This is a genomic window from Chitinophagaceae bacterium (assembly GCA_016717285.1).
In the GTDB taxonomy this organism is placed as follows: Bacteria; Bacteroidota; Bacteroidia; order Chitinophagales; family UBA10324; genus JACCZZ01.
The window spans coordinates 995,242-1,015,438 of the sequence record JADKFU010000004.1; the positions used below are offsets into that span (position 1 = coordinate 995,242).

At 42.1% G+C, this 20,197-nt stretch carries 18 protein-coding genes and 2 tRNA genes; 11 read left to right on the top strand and 9 right to left on the bottom strand.

Annotated features, from left to right (window positions below; translation table 11 throughout):
- Nucleotides 1–93: 93 nt before the first annotated feature.
- The 6 genes from IPO83_09295 (at nucleotide 94) to IPO83_09320 (ending at nucleotide 8,629) form a co-directional block, all read left to right on the top strand.
- On the top strand, nucleotides 94–2,055 hold the full coding sequence (locus tag IPO83_09295; protein ID MBK9731471.1) for a hypothetical protein: 1,962 nt from the start codon (nucleotides 94–96) through the stop codon (nucleotides 2,053–2,055).
- 36 nt (nucleotides 2,056–2,091) lie between these two features.
- The gene (locus tag IPO83_09300; protein MBK9731472.1) at nucleotides 2,092–3,876 is read left to right on the top strand and encodes a T9SS type A sorting domain-containing protein; all 1,785 of its coding nucleotides are present in this window, start codon (nucleotides 2,092–2,094) and stop codon (nucleotides 3,874–3,876) included.
- 54 nt (nucleotides 3,877–3,930) lie between these two features.
- Nucleotides 3,931–5,142: a peptidoglycan DD-metalloendopeptidase family protein gene (locus IPO83_09305; GenBank protein ID MBK9731473.1), complete on the top strand. Its 1,212-nt coding sequence runs from the start codon at nucleotides 3,931–3,933 to the stop codon at nucleotides 5,140–5,142.
- A gap of 283 nt (nucleotides 5,143–5,425) precedes the next feature.
- Entirely contained in the window at nucleotides 5,426–6,568 is a 1,143-nt protein-coding gene (locus tag IPO83_09310; protein MBK9731474.1) for a hypothetical protein, read from the top strand.
- A gap of 204 nt (nucleotides 6,569–6,772) precedes the next feature.
- A complete protein-coding gene (locus IPO83_09315) occupies nucleotides 6,773–8,014 on the top strand; it encodes a hypothetical protein (protein MBK9731475.1) in 1,242 nt (413 codons plus the stop codon).
- A 21-nt stretch (nucleotides 8,015–8,035) separates the two neighbouring features.
- A complete protein-coding gene (locus IPO83_09320; GenBank protein ID MBK9731476.1) occupies nucleotides 8,036–8,629 on the top strand; it encodes a gliding motility lipoprotein GldH in 594 nt (197 codons plus the stop codon).
- Nucleotides 8,630–8,736: 107 nt separating this feature from the next.
- Here IPO83_09320 and IPO83_09325 read toward each other — a convergent pair whose 3' ends face one another.
- Nucleotides 8,737–9,153, bottom strand: a complete 417-nt coding sequence (locus IPO83_09325) for a molybdenum cofactor biosynthesis protein MoaE (GenBank protein ID MBK9731477.1) — start codon at nucleotides 9,151–9,153, stop codon at nucleotides 8,737–8,739.
- A gap of 241 nt (nucleotides 9,154–9,394) precedes the next feature.
- On the opposite strand from IPO83_09325, the gene IPO83_09330 reads away from it, so the two are divergent.
- Nucleotides 9,395–10,024: a T9SS type A sorting domain-containing protein gene (locus IPO83_09330; protein MBK9731478.1), complete on the top strand. Its 630-nt coding sequence runs from the start codon at nucleotides 9,395–9,397 to the stop codon at nucleotides 10,022–10,024.
- A gap of 225 nt (nucleotides 10,025–10,249) precedes the next feature.
- Here IPO83_09330 and IPO83_09335 read toward each other — a convergent pair whose 3' ends face one another.
- The 7 genes from IPO83_09335 to IPO83_09365 all read right to left on the bottom strand — a co-directional run bounded on the left by IPO83_09335 (nucleotide 10,250) and on the right by IPO83_09365 (nucleotide 13,708).
- Nucleotides 10,250–11,332 (bottom strand): glycosyl hydrolase, encoded by a 1,083-nt coding sequence (locus IPO83_09335; protein ID MBK9731479.1) that lies wholly within the window; start codon nucleotides 11,330–11,332, stop codon nucleotides 10,250–10,252.
- Between the two features lie 31 nt (nucleotides 11,333–11,363).
- Entirely contained in the window at nucleotides 11,364–11,636 is a 273-nt protein-coding gene (locus IPO83_09340) for a MoaD/ThiS family protein (protein MBK9731480.1), read from the bottom strand.
- Nucleotides 11,637–11,742: 106 nt separating this feature from the next.
- Nucleotides 11,743–11,985 (bottom strand): MoaD/ThiS family protein, encoded by a 243-nt coding sequence (locus IPO83_09345; GenBank protein ID MBK9731481.1) that lies wholly within the window; start codon nucleotides 11,983–11,985, stop codon nucleotides 11,743–11,745.
- Between the two features lie 7 nt (nucleotides 11,986–11,992).
- Nucleotides 11,993–12,748 (bottom strand): sulfite exporter TauE/SafE family protein, encoded by a 756-nt coding sequence (locus IPO83_09350; protein MBK9731482.1) that lies wholly within the window; start codon nucleotides 12,746–12,748, stop codon nucleotides 11,993–11,995.
- 262 nt (nucleotides 12,749–13,010) lie between these two features.
- Nucleotides 13,011–13,083: transfer RNA gene (locus tag IPO83_09355), tRNA-Pro, on the bottom strand.
- A 71-nt stretch (nucleotides 13,084–13,154) separates the two neighbouring features.
- Nucleotides 13,155–13,243, bottom strand: a tRNA-Ser gene (locus IPO83_09360).
- A 48-nt stretch (nucleotides 13,244–13,291) separates the two neighbouring features.
- Nucleotides 13,292–13,708 carry a DUF2721 domain-containing protein gene (locus IPO83_09365; GenBank protein ID MBK9731483.1) on the bottom strand — a complete coding sequence of 139 codons (417 nt, stop codon included), beginning with the start codon at nucleotides 13,706–13,708 and terminating at the stop codon, nucleotides 13,292–13,294.
- Nucleotides 13,709–13,827: 119 nt separating this feature from the next.
- On the opposite strand from IPO83_09365, the gene IPO83_09370 reads away from it, so the two are divergent.
- The 4 genes from IPO83_09370 (at nucleotide 13,828) to rny (ending at nucleotide 18,730) form a co-directional block, all read left to right on the top strand.
- On the top strand, nucleotides 13,828–16,278 hold the full coding sequence (locus IPO83_09370) for a phenylalanine--tRNA ligase subunit beta (protein ID MBK9731484.1): 2,451 nt from the start codon (nucleotides 13,828–13,830) through the stop codon (nucleotides 16,276–16,278).
- A gap of 1 nt (nucleotide 16,279) precedes the next feature.
- Nucleotides 16,280–16,576 (top strand): hypothetical protein, encoded by a 297-nt coding sequence (locus tag IPO83_09375; GenBank protein MBK9731485.1) that lies wholly within the window; start codon nucleotides 16,280–16,282, stop codon nucleotides 16,574–16,576.
- A 37-nt stretch (nucleotides 16,577–16,613) separates the two neighbouring features.
- A complete protein-coding gene (locus tag IPO83_09380; protein ID MBK9731486.1) occupies nucleotides 16,614–16,910 on the top strand; it encodes a cell division protein ZapA in 297 nt (98 codons plus the stop codon).
- A 245-nt stretch (nucleotides 16,911–17,155) separates the two neighbouring features.
- Entirely contained in the window at nucleotides 17,156–18,730 is a 1,575-nt protein-coding gene (gene rny, locus IPO83_09385; protein ID MBK9731487.1) for a ribonuclease Y, read from the top strand.
- A 322-nt stretch (nucleotides 18,731–19,052) separates the two neighbouring features.
- Here rny and IPO83_09390 read toward each other — a convergent pair whose 3' ends face one another.
- Nucleotides 19,053–19,976, bottom strand: coding sequence for an SDR family oxidoreductase (locus tag IPO83_09390; GenBank protein MBK9731488.1), 924 nt, complete (start codon nucleotides 19,974–19,976; stop codon nucleotides 19,053–19,055).
- Nucleotides 19,977–20,197: the final 221 nt, after the last annotated feature.

The window sequence follows — 20,197 nt, forward strand, 5'->3', positions numbered from 1 at the left end:
AATTATCAACTACCGTTCGGAAATCTGAATTTGCTTAGCGTCTTCAGCATCTCATATTTGTTCCATCATTATTTAATCAAAAACTTTTCACTCATGAAAAAAACATTGCTACACAATGCATTGGCAGTTACCATCATGGTTTTCGGCTGTAACATGCATGCCTTTTCCCAGGCAAATACCAGTTTGTCAAACCTTGTTTCACCTACATCGGTAAATCAAAGTCTGATACCCAGCACCACCAACTCCAAGAGTTTGGGAACGTCTGCTGCTGCCTGGAAGGACGGATGGTTTATGGGAAAATTAAGTATTGGCGGTACTGTGAGTCCTACCACCATGCTGGATATCACTCCGCCCACCACTTCAACAGGCGGCATTAATTTAAAACCAAACAGTGCGCTCATTCCTTCTACCAGTGAGATCAGGTTTTCAGAACTTACTTCGAATGGAACGAACTATGTGGGATTCAAATCTCCAAGTTCCATCATCGCGAATAAGATCTGGATTCTGCCGGCGGCCGATGGAACAAGCGGGCAATTGCTTGCTACCAACGGCAGCGGTACCTTAAGCTGGGCTTCTCCATCAGGTATCAGTGGCCTTACCACTAATTTTATTCCCCGCTGGAATGGGTCATCGCTTGTTGATGGATCATTGTATGATAATGGGGATAAGATCGGACTTGGTACAGTGGCACCAACGGCTTTTTTGCAGCTCAGTAAATCAGGTGATGCTGATCATCCGCACATCTGGGTAAAAGAAGTAAGCACGGATGGTTATGCACGTATTTATCTTTCTTCATTTTCAAATCTGATAGGTGATGAAACAAAATGGAAAATTCTTGGAAGAACATCACAGACAGATGAAAACAATCAATTCTACATTCAGCAGGTTCGCAATATCAATGGAAGCTATGAAGGGAGTACAAGATTTTTTATTGATTACGATGGAAAGATGGGTCTTGGCACTTCGGTACCTGCTGCCAAAGTCCATATAAACACAGATTATGTCGGTGATGAATTTATCGTAGGACCTGAAACCGGAACGCCACATTTTATTGTAGACGCTTTAGGTAAGGGAGGTTTCAACGTGACTGATCCTAATGCACAACTCCACGTAAATTCTGATGCAGGAGAAGATGCATTGCGTGTTCAGGTGAATAATACGACCAAGCTTTTCGTGAGCAGCAATGGAGGTGTATCTGTGGGTGGAAATATTACTCCGCCAACCAATGGTTTGTATGTAACAGGCAACGTGGGTCTTGGCACATCAGCACCTGCAGTAAAATTGCACATTAATGGAACCGATGAAGTGCTTCGATTGGATGGCACGAATCCTTATATCCAATTATTCAACAGTGCCGTAGCAAAAAGTTACCTGCAGCAAACAGGAGATGATTTCAGACTTGGCACCGTAGGCAGTAACACAAGTGGCAAAGTGCAGTTTACAGCCGGATCTTCCACTGTGATGACGTTGAAGTCATCCGGTAAAGTGGGCATTGGGACAGCTTCCCCCAGCGTATTGTTGCATTTGAAAGGAAGCAATGGCCTGCTGCGCCTTGAGGGCACTGATGCTTACATTGATTTTAACAACAGCAGCACACAAAAAGCATTTATTCAATGCACCGGTAACAATTTGAAGATTGCAAGTAACTCAGGCAGCATCATTTTTGGCAACAATGTAACAGGCGATCAGTTGTTCATTTTATCTGATGGCCGGATTGGCATGGGCACTTCCACACCAAAATCCGGATACAAACTTTCTGTAGAAGGAAAAGTGGCGTGCCGCGAACTGAAAGTGGAAACTGCTTCATGGCCTGATTACGTTTTTGAAAACGATTATAAGCTCCTTCCGCTTCACGAACTGGAGCATTTCATATCAAGCAACAATCACTTACCAGGAATTCCTTCCGCTCAGGAATTGGAGGCAGATGGTATCTCAGTAGGTGATATGCAAAATAAGATGATGCAGAAAATTGAAGAGCTCACTTTGTATGTGATCGCATTGCAAAAGCAGAATGCAACACTTGCTGATAAGGTGAATTCACTGGAAGTAAAATAGTATATAGGTCTTTAAATCACCCTTCAATTTTTTACCATGAAAAAAGTTATCGCATTTGCAGTTTACTGTTCGCTGATTGCGGTGCTCTCTTGTTTCCATTACAAATCTGCCCGGGCGCAAAGTGCAGTTGCAAACATGAAGCAACTGGATGAAACACAGCTCAACACAAAAGAAAGAGCTTTTGCTGCTGCTGCGTTGAGAAGCAAATTTGTTTCGAAGTACTGGTACGCAGAAGTTTCTTTCGACCCTACAGCCAATGAACTGCAGATCACTCTTCCTGAAATGGATGTGTTAAGCTTCACCATCCAACGACGAAATGAACAGGCCGATGGATTGTCGGCCTGGTGCGGCAAATCCGCCGATGGTGCAACTGCAACACTGGTGTGGCACAATGGAATGATTCATGGAAACATTGCTGTCAATCCAAGGCTTGTTTACAGCATTCAACCAATAGGTGGCAACCGCCATATCATTTACATCATTAACCAACAGCACGCACCGAAAGAGGAATCCCGGGAACAATATGAAGGAATGAAACTGGCAAGCACAGTTCCTGCTGAAATGAATCAACCCCGTTTTGAATTGCCTGAAGCAGATGACCTGAGAACGGGTGGCAATGATTGTTACATCAGGGTATTGGTTGGTTTTGATCATGATGCAGCGTTAAGTGAAGCGGATCCGATCGGATTTGCACTGGAATGCGCTGAGCTGTCCAATACCATTTATGCCAACAGCCAGGTGAATTTTCAGATGGAGATAGCGTATGTAAGAAATTATCCTGATGTAGCATCGTCCGATATTGATGATGCGCTCGCCGAATGGGAATTTGATTTTGGGAATGATAAATTCAATGATGTGTTCAGCGAACGCGAGCAATATGATGCTGACTTCTGCATTCTGATTGCCGAAGATTTTGATGGTGATTATGTTGGACTTGCTGCTACCATCCTCGCTTCGTATGGCTCAGCATTTTGTGTGGTGGAGCGGGGAAGTGCGATAGATAACCTGTCATTCACGCATGAAATAGGTCACCTTATGGGTGCGAGGCACGACCTGTATATGGATGGTTCCGGCGATTTCAATCATGGTTACATCATTCATTCAGAAAAAGTAAGAACCGTGATGGCGTATGATGATGAATGTGATGACAATGGTTACAACTGCGACCGCATCCAATATTTTTCAACGCCGGATGTAAACTTCCCGGGAACTTCCAAGCCTTTGGGAACTGCGGCTGATGAGCACAATGAAAGAGCACTTGATGAAAATGAAAGTGAATTTGCTGACTTCGAACCTGTCGTAAGCAACAAAACATTTCTGTTTCCGGAGTTTGTCGATGGTTCAATTTATGGAAATGTAACCGCTCTCAATACGATTCAGCATATTGCCGACTATCAAGTTACGGGTGGAGCCCAAGTTGTCTGGAGTGCTGGTGACTATATTGTGCTGGAAGATGGCTTTTATGCAGGAGCAGGAGCATCGTTTCAGGCAAAACTGGGTGGTTGTGATGCACTGCGCATTCAGGATGGAAACATGGAGCAGGATGCGTCAACCGGTTCGTTCCAAAACATGAATCTCTTTCCGAATCCTGCAGCAAGTGAAACAACTGTTTCTTTTCAGCTTGAAGAAAAATCAACCGTGTCCATCAATATGGTTGATCTGCAGGGTAGAGTGGTGTTTAAGAGCATGAGTCAGCTTTATGAAGCAGGTACACAACTGATCGATATTAATTGTTCATCGTTTACATCCGGCACTTACCTGTGTTATTTGATCATAAACGGAGAACCTGTTGTAAGTAAATTAATAGTTCAACAAGATTAAAGTCATTACCTGGACTATAAAGTTTCAGGTATCACTAAACTAAATTCAACAACAATGAAAACTTTTATAACATTTCTTTTCTGCAGCCTGCTCACCACATTTGCTTCAGCGCAAATCGTGATTTGCTTCACCACTGGTGAAGACCAGGATCCTGATAAGTGTGATCATAATTATTGCTCACCCAATGCACCGTTTGATTTTTCAAAAGGAATTTACCGTATTCCTTATGAAGATGGCATAATCGTAAGTGTTACCAATGATCACATCAAACATTGCCCCCGCGGTGCTATTGACATGAGTGGCGATTCCGGCAATTCCGAATACAACATTGTGGCAGCGGCCGATGGATGGATTCGTGCCATCAGTGACAGCCATAATACACAATGCACCTGTAAGAACGGTGACAATTGCGACAACAATTATGTATGGATAGAACATCCGAATGGTGAATGGACGAAGTATACACATGTGCGGTATCATACAGCAAGTGATCTGCACAATGAAGGTGATTGGGTTACTGCAGGAACTATCATCGGAGTCGAAGGTACGGTAGGTTGTTCAACCGGTGATCATTGTCACTTTGAAGTTGCTGTACCCTACGCAGGTATTGATGATTTATATTTTGACACCGGCGGCGGATGGATTGATAATGATTCGGCAATGAACCTGGTACCGTTGTTTTGTAATGTTCCGGGTAACATCATGAAAAGCGGTGAATCATACTTTTCTATTGGTTGCGTAAATTCCTGCGATGTTTCACTTCCATCAGCCAATACCACCTATAGCTCAGGCACGTTCAAGGCATTTCTTGACGATGATGCCATTAGCAATTCGGATGATTTGACATTTCTAGGTGCTTCAAGTGGTGTGATTCAGGGAGGTTCGTCCATTACGCTGAAAGCCGGTTTCCAGGCAGAATTCCTATCCACCTTTGAGGCAAGAATCGGTAATTGCAGTGGCGCAGGTTTCACAAAAGAATCTGTACCATCCGAAAGTGTTGTAAAAGAAGATTTTTCTGTGGAGCCAAATCCTGCATCACAGTCAACTATCGTGAAATGGGACATGAAAATGAGTGGTGAGGTTAATATTTCAGTTTGCGATATGAGCGGACATGATATGATCAACGTTCTTCACACCCAACAAATGAATTCCGGCTGGCATCAGCAACAAATTGATTTAAGTGGTCTTGCTTCAGGGGCCTATTTTCTTCGTGCAGTTATTAACGGTGAGCATCTGATCAAAAAAATAATAGTGCAGCAGGAGTGAGGATGATGTGTTTTGGAATATTTGAAAGGAAGAATGGTGAAGATGTTTGCGGATGAAATTTTTGCTCAGGGATAACTTACTTCTCCAATTGACTTGAATGATTTGAGTCGGGGAATTTATTTGGTGAGTAAAACCGAACGTGGATTTTATTCGCTGGAGAAATTGATACACGGATAAGCAGAAATGAAACGAAACATACAGCGCAATGCTGATGAAGTATTTATAGCATCTTCTTTAAAAAGCTCTTCCAATTCATCTCCAGTTAATTATTTTTGAACCCCACATGTTTTTCAAAGACGTCATCGGTCAACAGGAAATCAAGCAGAAGCTGATTAACAGCGTGAAGGAAAGCCGTGTGAGTCATACGCAGCTTTTTCTTGGACCGGAAGGCAGCGGTAACCTTGCTTTGGCACTTGCCTTTTCACAGTTTGTAAATTGTGAAAACAGGCAAGCGGATGATTCCTGCGGCAAATGCGCGTCGTGTGTGAAGTCGCAGAAAATGATTCATCCTGACATTCATTATTCTTATCCCGCTTTTAAGCTGAAAACAGGCAGTGAAAATCCTGCCCTCAGCAGTGACTTTTTACCTTTGTGGAGAGAAGCGGTATTAGAGAATCCTTACCGCAATGTTTCAGAATGGCTTGATTTCATTAATGCTGAAAACAAACAAGGAAATATTTCGGCAGCGGAATGCCGTGCAATCATTCACACATTAAATCTGAAGACGTATGAATCACCGTATAAAATCCTGATTCTCTGGCGTGCAGAATATTTATTGAAAGAAGGTAACATTCTGCTGAAGTTGCTGGAAGAACCACCTGATAAAACTTTGCTCCTTCTTGTAGCGGAAAACCGTGATCAGTTATTGTCCACTATACTTTCACGAACACAGATCCTCGGCATACCAAGATTGACAGATGATGATATTCTTCAGGTGCTCATTGAGAAACATGAACTTTCGCGCGAAGCAGCATTAAAAATTGTACGCCGTGCAGATGGTAGTTACAATGAAGCCATCCGGTTATTACAGCATGTGGAGGACAATAACCAGGATTTGTTTAACCGATGGATGCGATTGTTGTTCAAGCCAGATGCATCGGAATTGATGCGCTGGGTGGAAGAAATTTCGAAGATCGGCAGGGAGTCTCAGAAGAGCTTTTTCAGGTATGCGCTGGAATTTCTGCATGAGTGTATCATGCTTCAAAAAATTGGTGAACAACAGTCACGTTTGTATGAAGATGAAAAAAGACTCGGCACCTGGCTGGCTCAGCATATGAAGTCCCATGACTGGCAATCAATGGCAGAACTGTTTGACAAATCACACTATTATATCGAACGTAATGCGCACCCGAAAATCCTTTTCCTCAACCTCTCCTTACAAATGCAACCCATCATCAGTCAGAAAAAATTACCTTTAACCACTTGAGGAAGGGATGTTTCAATGTGCTGAGGATATAATGTGCTGATGATTTTTAATGTGCCAATGTACCGATGATGGGTTGTCTTGATTAGAAAATCTGCAATTTAATTTCAACTGTAATTACAGGCTCAACAATTCAACCCACTAACGACTCAGAACTAACGACTACCGACTTCTATCAACTCACTACTCACTACTAACTACTCAACAATGGGATGCAACGGTTGTACTACGGGCGTAAATGGGAAGCCATCCGGATGTAAGAGCAATGGCACATGCAGCAATGGTGGATGCAATAGAATGAATGTTTATGATTGGTTGTCTGACATTCCTGTTGTGGATGAATTTGAAGCTTCGCGATTTGTGGAAGTAAGTTTTAAAAACGGTGCACGAAAAGAATTTTTCAGAAATCTGCATCGCCTCACCATTGATACGCACGATGTAGTGGTGGTGGAAAGTGGCTCAGGTGGTTATGATGTTGGCGTTGCCTCCTTAACCGGTGAACTTGTTAAGCTGCAGATGAAGCGCAAGCGGTTACCGGAAAACTCCGATGATATAAAAGGCATCATTAGAAAAGCCAATGACTACGATCAAAAAAAATGGGAAGATGCCCGCATGCTCGATCGCGAAACAATGGTACGTGCACGTGCAATAGCGCGACAGATGAACCTGAATATGAAGATTGGCGATGTGGAATATCAGGGTGATGGTAAGAAAGCAACGTTTTATTATACAGCAGATGAACGCGTCGATTTCCGGGAACTTATAAAAAATTTCGCTAAAGAATTTCATGTGAAAGTGGAAATGCACCAGATTGGTGCACGGCAGGAAGCTGGTCGCATCGGTGGTATTGGCTCTTGTGGCCGTGAACTCTGCTGTAGTACATGGCTCACAGAATTTAAAACGGTTTCCACAACTGCTGCGAGATATCAGCAGATGAGCATTAATCAGGCAAAACTTTCCGGACAATGTGGACGTCTGAAATGCTGCCTGAATTATGAACTCGATACTTATATGGATGCCCTGCACGATTTTCCGCAGCACATTGACAGGGTAGAAACAGAAACAGGCATCGCTTACCTTCAGAAAACCGACATCTTTAAACGAATGCTTTGGTTTGCTTATAAGGACAGTGCAATCTTTCATCCGCTTACAGTGGAACGTGTAAAGGAAATTGCGGAAATGAATAAGAATGGTACCAAGCCGACTGATCTTGGGGCCATCAAGCTTGCGCCTGTAAAAGAAACGTATGAATTTACCGATACAGTAGGTCAAACCAGTTTAGCTACGCTCGACAGTAAAGCAAAAAACAAGAAGCGGAAAAATAAAAGCGGTAACCGGCAACCAGGAAATCGTCCACCCGGCGCACGTCCGCCCGGTAATCGTCCGCCACAGGGAGGCAATAGACAAGGCCCTCCTCCTACGCGTCCGCCACAGGCAAACAAAAAATAAATGCCGTTCAATACTGAGTAAATGAAAAGCAGGCAACAAATTGAAAAGGGCGTAACTGAGAACTTTATAAAGCTGAAGAATTTGTATGATCGCGACAAAAAGTTTTCTCAGACAACCGGATATTTAGCTTTTTGCAAATCATTTTTATTGCTGTTGATTTTAGGTTCGCTGGTTTCGTGCGAAAAAAACAGAGTGTACGAAAAGAATATCAGCATCGATAAATATTCGTGGGACAGTAAAGTGATTCCTTCCTTCAAAGTGGAAATTACTGACACTGCATCGCTCTACAATATTTATGTCAATATCCGTCATGCAGATCTATATCCGTTTCAGAATATCTGGTTGCAGGCAGGCACACAGTTTCCGGATGGCACAAAAACAAACCGACGTATAGAAATCATGCTTGCTAACGATGAAGGTAAATGGTATGGAGAAGGGCTGGGAGATATCTGGGACTTTCGTTCACTTGTACAGGAAAATGCTTTCTTCAATAAACCCGGCACTTATACTTTTACATTGACCCAAAATATGCGGCAGGACCCCTTACCCGGAATTATGGCAGTGGGGCTGAGAGTCGAAAATATGGGATTGAATAAGAAGGTGGTTGGACAGTGAGTAAGAAGTATGAGTTTTAAATTATGAATTATGAATTGATGTTTTCATGTGTAGGTGATTTAATGACTAATGACTCAATGACCAATTACTTCCGACTTCCGACTAACTCACGGATGCGCCGCCACCCAAACTTCTCCATCTTCAAATATTTCTTTCTTCCAGATAGGAACTGTTTCTTTTAATTGATCAATTGCATAGCGGCAGGCATCGAAGGCGGCAGCGCGATGAGCGGCACCCACTACAATTACAACCGGAACATCACTCACTTGTAAAACACCGGTGCGGTGATGAATGAGGATTTTTTGAATCGAAAATTTTTGAAGTGCTTCTTCAGCAATCTTCTTCATCTCCGCTAAAGCCATACTCTCATATGCTTCAAATTCAAGCCGTACCACTTTTTTTTCTTTAGTGCTTGCACGCACTGTTCCGATAAATACATTTATGCCGCCACATTGTGGATGCATTGTCCATTGAATGCAATCTGTAATGTTGATGGGTGCTGATGTTATTTGAATATTGGTCATTGTACTTTTGTCTTTAGTCATTAGTCATTAGTCCTTAGTCATTGTCCATTCATTCGGGAAGCAGTACGTAATTTCTAAAATTAAATCTATTGTAAGGATTGTTACCTTAGAAATTTTGTGAGGATGGCATGGATAACTACAACCAAATGAAACTGATCGTTTATTTGTATTCACGATTTTGCCATTGAAGTGGGTCATCGGGTAAAAATAAAATCATCAATCATCGTTTAAAAAAATAAATATGAAATTTATGAAATGTATGTTTGTAATGTTATTTTTCCCCTTTTTATCAATAGGGCAAAATCTGCCGCAATGTGATTCACTGGTCATTCAATGCTGTGGTTTAGGAAATGACAGCCTGACCATTCAGGTTGCCAACCCAACAGCTGAGTTATTCGATTACCCCGGTTTTATTTTATTTAATTCCAATATGGATACCATTGCCAAAGAAACGGTGAACTATTTCGGTATTGGAATGTGGCCCCAGCAACATATTCTGAAGGTTTTAGCTCCATTAGAACTTTCGTTCAATGGCTATCTGAATCTATATAGCTGGTTTTATGACTCGCTTTCCTGCAGTTTTCCTATCACTATTCCGGATACTATTTCCTCTGGGATTTACACAGATAACCAACAGGGTTTCCGGGTTTATCCCAACCCGACAAAAGGAAGTTTCAGGATTGAATCAGGCTTTCAAACCGGTGACTTTACCTTACGGATATTGAATGTATTGGGTGAAGTTATTTCTGAATCGGAATACAGCATTACAGCCAGCCTTCCTTTTTTAATTGAGGGTGTGCCAGGTTTGTATGTGATCGAGTTAATATCAGCAGAAGGAAAATGTTCAAGGATGAAAGTGGTGAAGATGTAAAGTAGTGTCTAAAAAGATCGCTGATCATGATGGTTTTTATGATTAAAAAATGATCGGCACAAATCATTATCAACAAAAAATCCGCGACCAAAATGGGGGGGGAACAATACAAAAACAAAAAAGCAAAAAAAAAAAAAAAAAAAAAAGGCGCACAAAAAAAATATTTTTTATGGGAAAAAAAGATCCGTGAAAATCATCTTAACATAAAAATCTGCGTTCAATCCTTCAGTCCGCAAATTGCACCGAATACACCATCGGCAAATAATTATTGATGGCTTCCCAGTTCTCACCACGATCGGGCGAAAAAAACAAATTACCGGTAGTGGTTCCGAATGCCAATGCTTCACCTGAAGTTACAAGCGAATGCCTGTAAACAATGTCAAAACAGTTTTCCTGCGGTAATCCTTTTCTTAATTCTTTCCAATTCTTACCACCATCATCTGTCCTGCAGATACAGAGCGCACCTTTAATAGCTGTGCGTGTGCCATCACTGTTAGCAGGAGCTACCCACGCCTGTTCCGCATTGTCTTCTGCCACAGCAATGGCAAATCCGAAACGTGCCGGACCTTCAGTCTGACCAACATCCTGCCAGCTCTTAGCACCATCAGTAGACCGGAAAATACCACAATGGTTCTGTTGCCAGAGCGCATCAGGATTAGTTGGAGCAGCGATGAGAATATGCGGGTCGTGGCCAACTTCAACAGAGGGATCAGGGAGAAAGTCAGCACGTAATCCTTTGTTGCGTACTTCCCATGTTTTACCTCCATCAAAAGTTTCAAAAACACCTGCGCAACTGATTCCGATATGAATATGATTTTCATCTCGCGGATCTATTACGATGGAATGTATTCCCGGCAGGTCACGGCCTCCGCCAAACCAGTTTTCTTTTCGACTCGGATGTTTCCATAATGGTTCATTCAACTGAAAACTTTTGCCTTCATCTTCACTTACAAACAAGCCACCCGGATCAGTGCCCATCCATAATTTTGACGGAAATTTTTTTCCTCCTTGCGACATTGCCCAAATATATCGGGTAGCAGCAGGCACACCATCTTTCACTTCTTCACCTTCAGGATAAGCAGGAGCAGGAATTTCTTCCCATGTATTTCCACGATCAGCAGAGCGATGAAGCTTTACGCCCCAATGACCATGATCGAGACAAGCCCACCAGGTTCCATTGCGTGGATCAGCATAAGCAATGGAAACAGGAATTCCTTCGAAAGATAAATTTTCCATTTGCCATCGATCATTCCTGAATTGATAAGCCACCAATCCTTTGCGAGTTCCTAAAAGCAGACTTGGTTTCATAAGTATTTAGTTTAAGTCAGGTTGTAAAATTTTATCCTCCTGAAAGTGCCTGAATGATGAAGACTTCACTTTTTTCATCAATGGTAAAGTTCAATGCAGCACGGTTGGTGATCATCGTGCCATCAATAAAAATATTGACATGCTTGCGAAGGTTTCCCTGCTCATCAAGCAGGTAGCTGCGAAGGCCAGGATAGCTGGTTTCCATTTCACTCAGTATTGCAGCAATCGAAATTTCCTTTGCAGCAGTGTCTTTCAAATCGGGAAAGTATCGCTTTAAAGCATTGGTAAATTTTACAGTGGGCATCAGAAAAATTTGTGAATGTTGACACTCAAAGTTATAAAGTCACCAGGGAAATAAAAAAACCTGATAAGCTCAACAGGCGGAGGATAGCTTTTCGCCATCCTTCTTTTCATCCTCCGCTCACCGGCGGAATAATCGCAATCTCATCCGCCGGATTTATCATTTCATCACCTGATGCATAATGGTTGTTTATTGCAATCATGAATGTAGAGAGCTGCTTAAGTCGCGGATATTTTTCTTGCAGAGAATGCTTTAAATCAGCTACTGTTGCTTTATCGTTCACCTCGATAGAAATGGAAACACCTTCAAATATTTCCTTTGCGATTCCGAATCCTAAAATGGTAATTTTCATGTTCAGGTTATTTAAACCAGGGCAGGTGCTTAAATAAGACTTCAGCTCCGGCATATAAAACAAGCATGGCCGTAACCCTGCGAATCACCAAGGAGTTGAATCGTGCTGCACCAATGCGAGCGCCAAATTGACCACCAAGCAGCACTGCACCACCCAGGAATGCCAGTTGAATGTAATTGATTTCGGGTGGAAGACCTGACAATTGTCCCGCGATACCGGAAATGGAATTAACAAGTATAAAAAAACTTGCTGTTGCAGCTATGTGTTTGGCAGTGTCCCATTTTAAAAGGTTGAGCACAGGGGAAAGAAAAATGCCGCCGCCAATGCCCACCATGCCGGAAAGAAAGCCAATACTTCCACCAATCATTGCATCTCTGGGGAGATTAGCATCCATCTTGCTTTCAGTTTCATTTTCTTTCGTTTTCCTCCACAATAATGCGCCGGCAAGAAAAAGCGAAATACCTAAGATAATAAAAAAAGTGTCTTCACTGAGTCTAACGGTAGCACCATAAAATGCCATGGGAATGCTGGTTATTGCAAGCGGCAGCATTTTCTTCCAGATCACTTGCTTGTGTTTGATAAACAGCAGCGTTCCCCCGGTAACAACAATTACATTACAGATCAATGCAAGCAGCCTTATTTCTTTAAAGGGCAAGCCATACAATGCAAGTATTGCCAGGTAACTCGAACCTCCGCCGAAACCAACAGAGGCATAAATGAAGGCGATCGTGAAAAAGATGGGAAGTAATTCAGGATGTTCCATGATTCCCCGGAAGTTAGGAATGATGCAGCAATGATAAATTAAATTGTTCTCTTCTTTATTTTAATGGTTTGCATTGTCAGAATTAATCTGGCTGAGGGAGAAAGTCATGATTATTCAGGAAATTTTTCGCGTGAAGCTTCCGGGACTCGAACCCTTGGCCGTAACCATCAGGGACTGATCATCAACTCTACATTTGGAGATGATGTATTTACTGAAATCAAAAAAGGTTTCAGCTTGCGCCGAAACCCTTGCTGGTATTGTGTCGGGGTGGCAGGACTCGAACCTGCGGCCTCCTGGTCCCAAACCAGGCATACTGCCAACTGTACTACACCCCGATTTCAAACAATTTGCGGATGCGAAGGAAAGAAAATTAATCCGAACTCTTCCTTTTTACTCTTTTTCTCAGCGGAGAGGGAGGGATTCGAACCCTCGATACCCTTTGCAGGGTATAACGGTTTAGCAAACCGGCCCTTTCGGCCACTCAGGCACCTCTCCTAATTTAAAGGGTGGCAAAAATAAAAAAAAATACGTGGGTAACAGTATTCAATTGTTTTCTTCCTCCTGCCGGAGTTCTTCTTCCATTTCTTTAAGCTCAAATTTTAATGCTCCACCAGACATCAGAATTTCCCGGAAGGAAACACCCAGTGAGATCAACAACAATATCAATGCAAATCCGAAAACATAACTACCATACATTTTTTCATCAAAAAAAATGAGGGCAATTGAAAAAGTTGCAAAAAACAAGGCGGAGATTCCAAAGGCCTGCATGTTTCTGATGAGTGTGAGCCGCACACGCAGATTATTGATCTGGCTGATAAGATTGGGTGTTTTTTCTGTCTGATATTTTATTTTTAAACCCCGGATGAGATTGGCAATCGCCAGAAATCGGGTAGTGTAAGCAATCAACAGTAATGAAACAGTTGGAAAAAGTATGGCCGGTGTTGTAAGCGTAATTTCCATGTAAGAATATTTTATCGCAAAGATCGGAAAGATGCGCGCATTACTGATCATATGATATTCCATGAACAAACAAAACAGCTTCCTAAACTTCTCTTATTTTTACCGCGCAATTTAAACGAATGACTATTTCATATAACTGGCTGAGAGATTATCTGGATACAAAGCTATCTCCTGAGGAGGCTGGAGAAAGACTTACACAGACCGGATTGGAAGTGGAAGCGATTGAAAAATTTGAATCTGTAAAGGGCGGATTGGAAGGATTAATCATCGGTTGTGTTACTGCTGTTGAAAAGCATCCTGATGCCGATAAGCTTTCAGTTACCAAAGTAGATGTCGGTACCGGAACCGATTTGCAAATTGTATGTGGCGCCGCCAATGTAGGTGCCGGTCAAAAGGTGATTGTAGCAACAGAAGGCACCTTGTTGCATCCTTTTTCAGGTGAAGCATTTAAAATCAGGAAAACAAAAATACGTGGTGTTGCTTCCGAAGGAATGATTTGCGCCGAAGATGAAATTGGTTTAAGTGAAGATCATAGTGGCATCATGATACTGGATGCTGCTGCGCCTGTTGGCATTTCAGCACGTGAGTTTCTGAATGTAACTTCTGACAATATTATTCAGATTGGTTTAACACCCAATCGTGGCGATGCAACATCTCATATAGGTGTGGCGCGCGATCTGGCAGCTGCATTATCCGCAGAACAAATGGAAATCGTTCCGTTAAACATTCCTTCAGTCGAGAATTTTTCAGTTGCCGATCAATCACTTCAAATGGAGGTGAGGGTTGAAAATACAGAAGCTTGTCCCCGTTTTTCAGGATTAACTATTTCCGGAATTGTTGTTAAGGAGTCACCCGGTTGGTTAAAGAATAAATTGAAATCCATCGGACTACGCCCGATTAATAACATAGTTGATATCACTAATTTCGTAATGCATGAATGCGGTCAGCCATTGCATGCTTACGACGCGAAAGAAATTGCGGGTAAAAAGATGGTGGTGAAAACTTTGCCGCAAGACACAACATTCCGTACACTGGATGATAAAGAAATTAAACTTCGTGCGATTGATTTAATGGTCTGTTGCCAGGGCGAAAATAAGGATGATTCAATTTTGCCAATGTGCATTGCAGGCGTGTATGGTGGAATAAAATCCGGTGTAAAAGATGCAACCACTTCCCTTTTCCTGGAAGCGGCTTGCTGGAATCCAAAATGGATCCGGCGGACGTCTACTTTTCACAACCTGAGAACAGATGCTGCATCGCGTTTTGAAAAAGGTGTTGATCCCAATGGAAATATATATGCATTGAAACGTGCTGCTTTACTGATCGTAGAACTGGCAGGTGGTAAGATCAGCTCTGAAATTATTGATGTTTACCCGAGTCCTGTTAAGGAGAAACAGATTGTATTAACATGGGAAAAACTGAATCGTTTAGCAGGCATTGAAATTTCAAAATCGGTTACGAAAAATATTCTGAAGGCACTTTCTTTCAAAATAGAATCGGAGGATGAACTTCAGATTACAGTTGCTGTACCTACTTTTAAAACAGATGTTTTCCGCAGTGAAGATGTGATTGAAGAAGTGCTGCGGATTTATGGATATGATAAAATTCCTGTTCCCGATGCGATCCGTTCCTCGCTCAGTTTTTCGACCGCTGATAAAAAGGAAACCTTTGTGGAAGAATTGTCGCAAATGCTGGCCGCTTCAGGATTTCGGGAGATGATGAATAACTCTATTTCAAATTCAAAATATCAGGAAGCTTTTTTTCCCGGATCGAATGAATCCATTGTCAGCTTGTTGAGTTATTCCAACATCGGACTTGATTCCATGCGAACGTCTATGTTGTTTCCCGGTTTGGAAGTAATCCGTTACAACCACAACCGTAAGATGGTTGATTTGAAATTATTTGAATTCGGAAAAACATATTTGAAGAAGTCAGGCAATTATGAAGAAAAATCACACCTGGTATTGTTGTTAACCGGTGAACTTACTGCTGAATCATGGAAAGTGAAACAAGAACCTGCAGATTATTTTTTCCTGAAAGGAATTATCAAAAACATTTTGAATAAATGCGGGATTAAAAAGGTGACTTCCTCCATTACAGGCGGCGGTATCTGGGAACAGGCAACGACTTTTCAAACCGGAAAAACTGAACTCGCAACTTTTGGAAAGATCAATGAAAAAGTAACTGCGTCATTTGATATTAAAAAAGCAGTATACTATGCGGAAATAGATGTTGAAGCACTGCTTCGTTTTTCAAAGAACCTGTTAAAATTCACTTCACTTCCGAAATTTCCATCTGTGCGCAGGGATCTGGCACTCGTGATTGATAACACTGTTTCTTTCGCGGAAATAGAACAAATTGCCTACCAACATGCAGGCGCATTGCTCAAAGAAGTGAACCTGTTTGATGTGTACGCAGATGAAAGACTGGGTGCCGGTAAAAAGTCGTATGCGGTGAGTTTTATTTTTGTGAATGAAGAAAAAACGCTCACGGATGCTGAAGTTGACAAGGTGATCGGGAACCTAATGCTGCAATTCCAGTCGAAGTTGAACGCAAACATCCGCAATTGATATGAAAGACCTGCTCAAACAAGCTGATGATCTGATTGTGAAAATCAACCGCCTGCTTGACAAAACAGATAAACTGTCGGCAGACCTGCTGGCGAAGGATGAGTCTATAAGGCAATTACAACTTCAGTTGAAAGAGAAATCAGAACGCATCCGCGTCCTGGAAGAGGAACGCTCTTCTCAAAAAGTTACGGAATCACTTCAATTCCCAACTGGTGATACCAGGGAGGCAAAGAAGAAAATCAACGATTATCTGCGTGAAATTGATAAGTGCATTGCAAAGCTTTCCGCGGAAGGTTAAGGAATCTTTTCCCAACATATTATAAAATGAAACAGCCATGTCAGAAATCATCAGTATCAATGTAACCATTGGCGATCGGATGTATCCTTTAAAAGTGCGTGGGGAAGATGAACCTGTTGTAAGACAGGCGGAGCAACTTCTCAACCATAAATACAGTGAATTTCAATTGAGGTTTTCCGGGCAGGAGAAACTCGACTATCTGGCTATGAGCTCGCTGATGAATATGGTTGAGGTGATGAAGCAACAGGAAGATATAGCGTCACTCAGGGATGAATTGGCACATAGGCTTACGAATGCATCGCAGTTGGTAATGGATGGATTGAAACGCAGTTAAAACTGTTACTAAAATTTTTTTCCGGCAAAGGCAATAAATTTAGCTGTGTATCTTAAAAAGTATGCCCTGATAAATAGTTCGTTGTCAGCAGGAAATGATAAATTGTGGTGGAAACCTATATTACTCCGATAGTTAAATTTTTTTATTTTTGTATGAATTCTTCCGGTTAGTGTTGTACCAAACGTAACCGTTTTCCATTACCACCTACGATCTGATCATGTTGTTTAAAGCAAAAAACCCAATCAATGGAATCCCAATTTCCCTATATAATTATTGCAGTAGTTGCCGTGAGTACGATGGTCTTAGGCCTCCTCATTGGCAAGATGATCTTCGGTAAGTCATCAAAAAGAGAACGTGAGCAGGCCGAACAGGAAGCTGAAATATTGCTTGCAGAAGCAAAAGCGCAGGCAGAAACCCTGAAGCAGAGCAAGTTGCTGGAAGCCAAGGAAGAGATGCTTCGGCAGAAAACGGAGTTTGAACGCGATTCAATTCAAAAATCCAAAGCTGCTGAGCAAAACGATCTGAGGCTGCGTTCTAAAGAACAATCAATCAATCAAAAACTGGAAGGACTGCAGCGTAAAGAGCAGGAAGTGGATACCATCAAAACAAACCTGAACCGGCAGCTTGAATTGATCGCCGTAAAGAAAACAGAACTCGATAAAGTACAGGAAGAACATATTCAAAAGCTGGAAAAAATTGCGAGGCTGACGGAAGCGGAAGCCAAGGAACAGTTGATCGAAAACCTCAAGGATACTGCGCGCACACAGGCCATGTCGTATATTAAAGAAATTGTTGACGAAGCCAAGATTAAAGCCAATAAAGAAGCGAAGAAGGTAGTTATTCAAACCATTCAGCGCGTGGCTGCAGAACATGCGATTGAAAATTCGGTATCTGTTTTTCATATCGACAGTGATGATATCAAAGGACAAATAATTGGTCGTGAAGGAAGAAACATCCGCGCCCTTGAAGCTGCAACCGGTGTGGAAATTATTGTAGATGACACACCTGAAACTATTGTTATCTCGGGCTTTGATCCGGTAAGGCGTGAAATTGCGCGTCTTGCTTTACAGCGGTTGGTAACAGATGGAAGAATTCATCCCGCGCGCATTGAAGAGTCAGTAGAAAAAACACGCAAGCAGTTGGAAGAACATATTGTGGAGATTGGCGAACGCACAGTGGTGGAATTGGGCATTCACGGTTTGCATCCTGAACTGATCAGGATGGTCGGTCGCATGCGGTTCCGTTCTTCCTATGGACAAAATCTTTTAATGCATTCTAAAGAAGTCGCTAACCTCTGCGCCATCATGGCTGCTGAATTAGGATTGAATCCAAAGCTTGCCAAACGTGCAGGTCTCTTGCATGATATTGGAAAAGTGCCTGATGAAGAAAGTGAATTGAGTCATGCTTTACTTGGAATGAAGCTGGCCGAAAGATACAATGAACATCCTGCCATCATCAATGCCATTGGCGCCCATCACGATGAGGTGGAAATGGCGTATGTGATCTCACCAATCATACAAGCTTGTGATGCAATTTCCGGCGCACGGCCCGGTGCACGCCGTGAAATGATGCAACAATATTTGCAACGGTTGAAAGAACTGGAGAACCTGGCCATGGCATATGAAGGCGTGGAAAAAGCCTACGCAATCCAGGCCGGCCGTGAGTTGCGGGTGATTGTGGAAGCAGAAAAAATCACCGACAAGCAGGCGGAGGAATTGTCTTTTTCGCTGTCGCAGAAAATTCAGAATGACATGACTTATCCTGGTCAAATTAAAGTAACAGTGATCAGGGAAAAGAGGGCGGTGAGTTTTGCGAAGTAAGAATTGACCGGGTATTTTTCTGGAATGGCCTTTTCTGATTGAGGTTTGACATTCCGATCCCGATTTGATCGGGAAGGAATCTATTGTAAACACACATTGTTAACTCCTTCTTTACATTGTCACTATCTCGTTTTATTTATTAAAACAGATGAAATAAAAAATGAAAACAGATTCTTCGCTGCGCTCAGAATGACAATAAGGTCGTCGGAATTATTGAAAATCGAATACTGCTATACAGGTATTTCTCTGTTATTCTGACTAAAGGTGAATCTATTCGAAAGCATCGGTGCAATTTTATACATAAATGGATTGTACCGTTCCATCACACACTCTGAAACGAGAACCGATCTTTAAACTCCAGCAATTCCTCCTCGAGTTCCGATTCAGGTAACGGAAGATATTTGTACAACAAACTGTTCTGATCTACTTTCAATTCCTGCATGGTAATGTGCTGATTGATGAACAGGTATTCAAGATCAGGATATATCTTTTTCAACACTTCAATAATGTCCACGATCTCCAGGTTTTTATCGGAGAGGTTGTAAATACCGGAAGACACTTCCGCATGCAGCAAACCTGCCAGCATCTTCGTCACTTTATTAATATGAATGAAAGAACGCGATTGATTGCCGCTTCCGGTAATCGTTACGCGATGGCCAAAGTTCGCATCGAACATGAACCGGTTGATCACGGCATCAAACCGCATTGACTTGCTGTAACCATACACATTTCCGCAACGCAGGATGAGTGTGGGAATACTTTCGAACAAGCGTTTTACATGTTCTTCAGCCCGTTGTTTCGATACACCGTAAAAACTGGAAGGATGTGGCGGCGTTTCTTCCGTTGCTGGAATGGCGCTGCTGCCATAAATAGAAGCGCTGCTGGTGAAGATCAGTTTGGTAATGTTGCTTTCTTCAATCGCATACACCATTTCTGCTGTTCCCCAGTGATTGATCTGTTCGAAGAAGTGGGAATCAATATTTGCAAAAGGCGTCGTCACTTTCGCAGCAAGATGATAGACGACATCAATTCCTTTCAACACTTTGCGAATCGTTCGTGAATCAAGAATATCTCCCTGAATGAATTGTACATTTCCCTGTCTCGGCCCTTTCCCCAAAAACAAATTGTAATTGCCACGGCTGAGGTTGTCATACACCACGATCTTGTCAATATCAGGCCGCTGTGAAAGTTCAAAAGCGAGTTCTGTTCCGATGTAGCCGGCGCCGCCGGTGATTAGGATGTTCATGGGGTTCGAATAATGAGGATTGCTGCTACAAAATAAGAAACGTTTTGTATCATTATTCGAATCGCATCTCTTCAATACTTTTCATACTGTCATTTTCTCTTGAAAAGACTCACTTGATTATTTCCTTCCGAATAAATCAGTTCATAATTTGCCTCAATGTATTGCAGCATTAATTTTGTCTCATCCGTTATGTTTTGCTCTTTGGAATTTCTAAAAAGCAA